This is a genomic window from Kitasatospora sp. NPDC059812 (genome assembly GCF_042732075.1).
GTDB lineage: Bacteria > Actinomycetota > Actinomycetes > Streptomycetales > Streptomycetaceae > Kitasatospora.
This window is the reverse complement of the sequence record NZ_JBHWIO010000101.1, coordinates 1-6,746: the sequence shown is the minus strand read 5'-3', so window position 1 is coordinate 6,746 and position 6,746 is coordinate 1. Positions and strand designations below refer to the sequence as shown.

The following is a 6,746-nucleotide window of genomic DNA, read 5'->3' as shown; positions in this document are numbered from 1 at the left end:
GCGCGCCCGCCGCGCCGCGCCCGGCCCCGCCGCCCCGCCGGGCCGGGGCGGGGGCGGGGGCCGCCGCGCCCCCCCCCCCCGCCGGCGCGCCCCGCCGCCCCCCCCCCCCCCCCCGCGGCCGTAGTCGGGTGGCCCGCGGCCGTAGTCGGGTGGGGCCACGGAGTAGGGTGCGGCCAGATTCGTCTCAGTGAGGTGCTGTCTCGATGCTCGATCGAGGTGTGATGCTCCCCGGCTCGTTCCAGGCCGCCCGCGCCCTGGCCACCACCCGCGTGCTGGAGCCCCCCGACCTCGCGGACGCCTTGGAGATCCTCCACCGCGACCCGGTCGCCAACTCCTTCGTCGCCACCCGGGTCGAGGCCGTCGGCCTGGACCCCTGGCGGCTCGGCGGCGAGATGTGGGGCTGGTACGACGGGGACGGCGCCCTCGCCGCGCTCTGCTACGCCGGGGCCAACCTCGTCCTGGTCGACGCCGGGCCGGAGGCCGTCGCGGCCTTCGCCGAGCGGGCCCGCCGGCAGGGCCGCCGCTGCTCCTCGATCGTCGGCCCGGCCGGGGCCACCGCCGCCTTCTGGGCGCTGCTGGAACGTAGTTGGGGCCCGGCCCGCGAAGTCCGCGCCCACCAGCCGCTGTTGGCCACCGCCGTGCCCTCCGCCGAGATCGCGCCGGACCCGCTGGTGCGGCGGGTGCGGCGGGAGGAGATCGACGCGCTGATGCCCGCCTGCGTGGCGATGTTCACCGAGGAGGTCGGGGTCTCCCCGCTGGCCGGTGACGGCGGCCTGCTCTACCAGGCCCGGGTCGCCGAACTCGTGTCCGCCGGGCGGTCGTTCGCGCGTTTCACCGAGGACGGCGAGGTCGTCTTCAAGGCCGAGATCGGCGCCGTCACCGAGGGCGCCTGCCAGGTCCAGGGCGTCTGGGTCGCCCCCGGGTACCGGGGCCGGGGCCTCTCCGAGACCGGCATGGCCGCCGTCCTCGACCTCGCGCTGCGCGAGATCGCCCCGGTGGTCTCGCTCTACGTCAACGACTTCAACCTGCGGGCCCGGGCCGCCTACCGGCGGGTCGGCTTCCGCGAGGTCGGCGCGTTCATGAGCGTGCTGTTCTGAGCCCGCCCCCCGGGAGTTCGGTTCCGATCTTCGCCCGCGCCGGCGGCCCACGGGTAGTAACGTCCGAGGCATGGATCAGCTGACCGGGGTGACGATCGAGGCCATCGACCTTGCGGCCTGGGCGCCGCAGGCGCTGGAGGTCCAGGCGGTGGCGTTCGGCCTGACGGCCGAGGAGGTCGCCGTCCGGCTGCACATCGTCGGCCGGCACGCCCACCAGCCCGGGGTGATCGCGCTCGGCGCGATGAGCGGCGGTCGGCTGGTCGGCTTCGGCTACGGGATGCCCAACCAGCGCGACCACTGGTGGAGCACGGTGATCGAGCCCTACCTGGACGCGCGCGGCCACGACGCCTGGCTGGACGACGTGTTCGCCGTCACCGAGCTGCACGTGCTGCCCGAGTACCAGGGCCAGGGCGTCGGCTCCCGGCTGATCCGCACCCTCTGCGAGCGCTCCGGGCTGGAGCGCAGCATCCTCTCCGCGATCGACGCGGAGACCCCCGCCCGGCGGCTCTACCGGGCGCTCGGCTACCAGGACCTCGCCCGTGCGGTGCGCTTTCCCGCCACGGACCGGCTGTACGCGGTGATGGGGGCCCGGCTTCCGCTGCGCGGGCCGGGTGAGGCGTAGGGCGTGCCCCGGGGCTCGCGCTACAGCGCCCCGGCGAACTCCAGGTAGAGCTCGGCGTCCTCCCGGCGGCCGGCCGCCAGGGCCCGCAGGGCGAGGTCGACGGCCCGGAACAGCGTCCAGCCGCGCAGCCGTTCCCGGTCCACCTCCAGCGCGTCCGCGAGCTGGTGCAGCCGGCGGCGGACGGCCGCGGCCACGCCGGGGGAGCCGACCAGGGTGTCCGCCCGGTCCAGCGCCAGCCGGGCCAGGTCGAAGGCCCGCTCGCCGGCCAGCGGGCGCGGGTCGATCGCCAGCCAGGGCGCCCGGTCGGCGGCGAGCACGTTGCCGTGGTGGAAGTCCCCGTGGAGCAGGAGGGTCTCGGCGGCGGAGCCGGCCAGGCCGTCGGCCGTGTCCAGGGCCTCGGCGATCAGGGGCTCGGCCTCGGCTGCGCCGGGCAGGGCGCGGTGCCCGCGCAGCCGTTCCGCGGTGTCGGCGGTCCGGGCCGCGAGGGTCGGGAACGGGTGGTCCTCGGGCAGGGCGCTCCAGAGCCGGTGCAGCAGGCTGGTCGCCTCCAGCATCGCCTTCGCCTCGGCGAGCGAGCGCAGCGGGATGTCCCCGTGCAGCCGCTCCAGCAGCAGGACGCCCTCGGCGGGGTCCGCGTCCAGCAGCAGGACGGCTCCGCGCCCGGCCCAGTGGGCGAGCGCCGCGTGCTCCAGCGCGGTCTCGGGGGTCCGCAGGCCGGTCTTGAGGACGGCGGGGGAGAGGTCGTCGCGGTGGACGTAGGCGACCAGGCTCAGGCTGCCGCCGGGGTCGAGCACCCGCTCCAGGGTGAGGTCCCAGCGCGCCAGGTGGGCGGCCACCCGCGCGGGCAGCCCGGCCAGCCACTGCCGGCCCGGTTCGCCCTCGCTCGCCGCGACGCCGCGCGCCAGCCAGGCGGGGACGGTGATCTGCGGTGCTGCTCCCGACATGCCGACCTTCCGGTTGACGCTCCCCCGTTGGTGTTACCCGTCCATTGTCGGCCATGAACGGGAAACCGCAGGTCAGCGCCGCGGGCCCTAGGGGGTGGTGGCCGTGGGGGTGGGGAGGGGCTCGGGGATGCCGGGGAAGGCGGGGTCGGCCGCGCCCCAGCGGTGGGCGCGCAGGGCGCAGTCGCGCAGGGCGTCGGCGGCGGCGCCCCGCTGGGGGCCGGGGACGGCGGCGACCAGGTCGGCGTAGACGGTGGTGAGCCGGGTTTCGAGGTGGGCGGCGAGCTTGGTGGCGCCGGCCGCGTCGGTGACGGCGAACGGGAGCTGGTAGCCGGCGGCCGCGGCGGCCGGGGTGGCGCCGAGGGAGCCGATCAGCCGTTGCCAGGCGTCCCGCCGGGCCTCGTGGGCGGCGTAGGCGGTGCGGGCGTCGGTGCGCTGCTGGTCCTCGGGGAGCCGGGCGCCGACCACGCCGTAGCCGTAGACGGCGGCGTGTTCGGCGCCGAGGGCGCCCTGGAGGGCGGTGACCGCTGCGGTGGCGGCGGGGTCGGCCGACGGGCCGGCGGAGGGGGAACCGGTGGGCTGGTCGCTCGGGGGCGCTGTCGGCGCCTCGGTGGGGGTGGTGGCCGGGGGCGGGGCGACCAGCGGGGTGGTGTCGCCGAGGGCGACGGCGTGCAGCACGTCGGAGGCGGCGACCGAGGCAAGCAGCCGGGCCAGCGGCGGCCGGGCTGCGGCCAGGTCGGCGAGGCGGGCCTGGGCGGTCTGCCGTTCGAGTGCGGCGAGCGCGGCGGGGGTGCCGACCGGCGTTCCGCTCGGGCTGGTCGAGGGCGTGGTGGAGGGCGCGGTGGGGGGTGTGGTCGAGGGCGTGGCCGGGGGCGCCGGGGGGATCGAGGCGGCCGGCAGCCCGTAGGCGAGGGCGGCGCGGTGCTGGGCCACCTCGGCCCGGAGCGGCTGCAGCACGGCGGCCTGGGCGCCGCCCGGGCCTGCGAGCAGGGCGTCGTAGCCGGCCAGCAGGGTGTCGGTGGCGGCGATGGAGCGCAGGATGACCGGTTCGTCCGGGTTCGGCAGCGGGCCGCGGTTGCCGGGCATGGCGTCGTCGCCGCCGTGGGAGCCGGTGCAGGCGGTGAGGGTGGTGAGGGCGAGCAGCCCGAGAGCCAGGAGCGTGCGTCGGCTGGGCGGCTGCATGGGTGTCACTCCGGGGCGTGTTCGGGAGGGCGGCCTCCCCGCCTGCCCTTCGTAGGCGTGAATGATGACAGAATCCCCACGATTCCGGGCGGGGATTCGGATCTTGGGACGCCCCGGGAGCGGGTGTGAGCTTGCTCGCAGTGGGTGGCGTGCGCCCGGTCGGGGGTGGTCCGGAATCGGTGGTTCGCGGCTTCACCGGCTAGGCTTTGGGCCGAGCTGCCGTGACCCGGTGTGCGCCGGACCGGCGCCGGAGGGCGCGGAGCGACCTTCTGACAACAGCAGACGCGGCCGAGGAGTCCACCCGGATGAGCACCACCCACACCGACCGGCTGCGCGCGTTGCTGGAGCCGCTGGCCGTGCAGGCCGGTCTGGACCTGGAGGACGTCAAGGTCACCAAGGCCGGCAGCCGCCGCCAGGTGCAGATCGACGTCGACACCGACGGCGGCGTGGACATGGACGCCATCGCCGAGTTCAGCCGGGTGGTCGGTGAGGCTCTGGACGAGTCGGACCTGCTGGGCGACGAGCCCTACCTGCTGGAGGTCGGTTCGCCGGGCGCTGAGCGCTCGCTGGACCTGCCCCGGCACTGGCGTCGCGCGGAGGGCCGACTGGCCAAGATCCACCTGGTCGACGGCGGGGAGATCGTCGCCCGGGTGCTGGAGGCGGACGAGGACGGCGCGCTGGTCGAGGTGCAGCCGGTGAAGGGCCGTGGCCGTCCGAAGGAGCGCCGGCTGGCGTACGCCGAGGTGGATCGGGCGCGCGTGCAGGTCGAGTTCAACCGCAAGGACGACAAGCTCCTCGACGAGGCCGCGGACTACGCGGACGACGACGCCTCCGAGGAGGGGGACGACGGTGCGCTGTGACCTGCGCACCGCCCGGACCATGACGAACGTGACGAAAAAAGACGAGGAGGCGTAGCCGTGGACATCGACATGAGTGCCCTGCGCACGCTGGTCAACGAGAAGAACATCCCCTTCGACCTGCTGGTCGAGTCCATCGAGTCCGCCCTCCTCACCGCGTACCACCGCACCGAGGGCTCGCGCCGCCGCGCCCGGGTGCACCTGGACCGCAAGTCCGGCCACGTCACCGTGTGGGCGACGGAGGACCCGGCCGAGCTGGACGAGGGCGTCGAGCCCAAGGAGTTCGACGACACCCCGAACGGCTTCGGCCGGATCGCGTCCAGCATCGGCATCCAGGTGATGATGCAGCGTCTGCGCGACGCCGCCGACGACCAGACCTTCGGTGAGTACGCGGGCAAGGAGGGCGACATCGTCACCGGTGTCGTCCAGCAGGGCAACGACCCGAAGAACGTGCTGGTCGACATCGGCAAGCTGGAGGCCATCCTGCCGCCGCAGGAGCAGGTCCCGGGCGAGGACTACCGGCACGGCACCCGGCTGAAGTGCTACGTCGTGGCGGTGCGCCGCGGTGTGCGCGGGGCCTCGGTGACGCTGTCGCGGACGCACCCGAGCCTGGTGAAGAAGCTGTTCGCGCTGGAGGTCCCGGAGATCGCGGACGGCAGCGTGGAGATCGCGGCGATCGCCCGTGAGGCCGGCCACCGCACCAAGATCGCGGTCTGGTCGCGCCGGGCCGGGCTGAACGCCAAGGGCGCCTGCATCGGCCCGATGGGCAGCCGGGTGCGCGCGGTGATGGGCGAGCTGCACGGCGAGAAGATCGACATCGTCGACTGGTCGGAGGACCCCCGGGAGATGGTCGCCGCGGCGCTGTCCCCCGCACGGGTGACCAGCGTGGAGATCGTCGACCTGGCCCAGCGTTCCGCCCGGGTGATCGTGCCGGACTACCAGCTGTCGCTGGCGATCGGCAAGGAGGGGCAGAACGCCCGCCTCGCCGCCCGCCTCACCGGCTGGCGGATCGACATCCGTCCGGACACCGAGGGTCAGCCCGAGGACGGCGGTCGGGACACCGACCGCTGAGTGCGGCGCTGACCGGTCGTTCGCCCTGCCAAAGCCCCCCGTCGTTCCGCCCGGGATCGGTGGGGCGGCGCCATGTCCCTTCGGAGGGGTAGACTTGCCTTCGTCTGGCCGGACGCACGTCCGAGCACGCCCGGAACGCACCTGCGTGGGCTGCCGCAAGCGAGCGGCCAAGCACCAGCTGTTGCGTGTCACGGCGGTCGAGGGCGTCTGCGTCCCTGATCCCCGTGGTGCACTGCCGGGCCGGGGCGCTCACCTGCACCCCGATCCGGCCTGCCTCGACCTCGCGGTCCGCCGTCGGGCGTTTCCCCGGGCCTTCCGCCTCCAGGGGACGCTCGACACGGAGCGGCTCCGCGAGTTCATCGGGGAGCGGACCGTCGACACCCCGGCGCCCTGAGTCCATCAGGCCGCCCGGTGGGGCGACACCCGCTACGGCCGCCGCTCAGTGCGGCGGGAGAACCACCGCAACAAGCACGGTTCGCGGGCAGCCGCGTGCCGTGCCACCAGTCAGGTACCTCGCGATGTGGAAGTAGGTCGAGATTGCGATGAGCTCTCGATGAGTACGCGATGAGTACGCGATGGGTACGCCCATGAAGTAGCGACGGTCCGGCGGACGAGACACCCCGGACTCATAGACAGGAGTGAAGTGGCTAAGGTCCGGGTTTACGAACTCGCCAAGGAACTTGGCTTGGAGAGCAAGGCCGTCATGGCCAAGCTGACCGAGCTCGGTGAGTTCGTCCGTTCGGCGTCCTCGACGATTGAGGCGCCGGTCGTACGAAAGCTGACTGACGCGCTTGGTGTGGCCCCCACCGGTGGTGGTTCCGCTGCCAAGCCGGGCCCGCGCAAGAGCGCGGCGCCCCAGCCCGCGGGTGGCTCCGCCGCCGCGGGTGCACCCAAGCCGGGTGCTCCGACCCCGGGTCCGCGCCCCAGCGCGACCCCTGGTCCCCGTCCCACCCCGGCCGCGGCCCCTGTGGCCGAG

At 74.8% G+C, this 6,746-nt stretch carries 8 protein-coding genes; 6 read left to right on the top strand and 2 right to left on the bottom strand.

Annotated features, from left to right (window positions below; genetic code table 11):
- The first annotated feature begins 221 nt into the window (after positions 1–221).
- Complete coding sequence (locus ACFV6D_RS33605) at positions 222–1,097, top strand: GNAT family N-acetyltransferase (protein ID WP_350885688.1); 876 nt, start codon at positions 222–224, stop codon at positions 1,095–1,097.
- Between the two features lie 70 nt (positions 1,098–1,167).
- Positions 1,168–1,719 carry a GNAT family N-acetyltransferase gene (locus ACFV6D_RS33600; RefSeq protein WP_063347629.1) on the top strand — a complete coding sequence of 184 codons (552 nt, stop codon included), beginning with the start codon at positions 1,168–1,170 and terminating at the stop codon, positions 1,717–1,719.
- Between the two features lie 20 nt (positions 1,720–1,739).
- Here ACFV6D_RS33600 and ACFV6D_RS33595 read toward each other — a convergent pair whose 3' ends face one another.
- Positions 1,740–2,663: an aminoglycoside phosphotransferase family protein gene (locus tag ACFV6D_RS33595; RefSeq protein WP_380493207.1), complete on the bottom strand. Its 924-nt coding sequence runs from the start codon at positions 2,661–2,663 to the stop codon at positions 1,740–1,742.
- An 87-nt stretch (positions 2,664–2,750) separates the two neighbouring features.
- Complete coding sequence (locus tag ACFV6D_RS33590; protein ID WP_380562584.1) at positions 2,751–3,302, bottom strand: DUF4439 domain-containing protein; 552 nt, start codon at positions 3,300–3,302, stop codon at positions 2,751–2,753.
- An 845-nt stretch (positions 3,303–4,147) separates the two neighbouring features.
- Between ACFV6D_RS33590 and rimP the strand changes: the two genes are divergently transcribed.
- The 4 genes from rimP to ACFV6D_RS33570 form a co-directional block, all read left to right on the top strand.
- Positions 4,148–4,702, top strand: coding sequence for a ribosome maturation factor RimP (rimP, locus tag ACFV6D_RS33585; RefSeq protein WP_063347627.1), 555 nt, complete (start codon positions 4,148–4,150; stop codon positions 4,700–4,702).
- Between the two features lie 57 nt (positions 4,703–4,759).
- A complete protein-coding gene (gene nusA / locus ACFV6D_RS33580; protein ID WP_063347626.1) occupies positions 4,760–5,770 on the top strand; it encodes a transcription termination factor NusA in 1,011 nt (336 codons plus the stop codon).
- A gap of 145 nt (positions 5,771–5,915) precedes the next feature.
- A complete protein-coding gene (locus tag ACFV6D_RS33575) occupies positions 5,916–6,164 on the top strand; it encodes a YlxR family protein (RefSeq protein WP_063347625.1) in 249 nt (82 codons plus the stop codon).
- A gap of 249 nt (positions 6,165–6,413) precedes the next feature.
- On the top strand, positions 6,414–6,746 hold a 333-nt coding region (locus tag ACFV6D_RS33570), incomplete at its 3' end, for a translation initiation factor IF-2 N-terminal domain-containing protein (protein ID WP_380562566.1).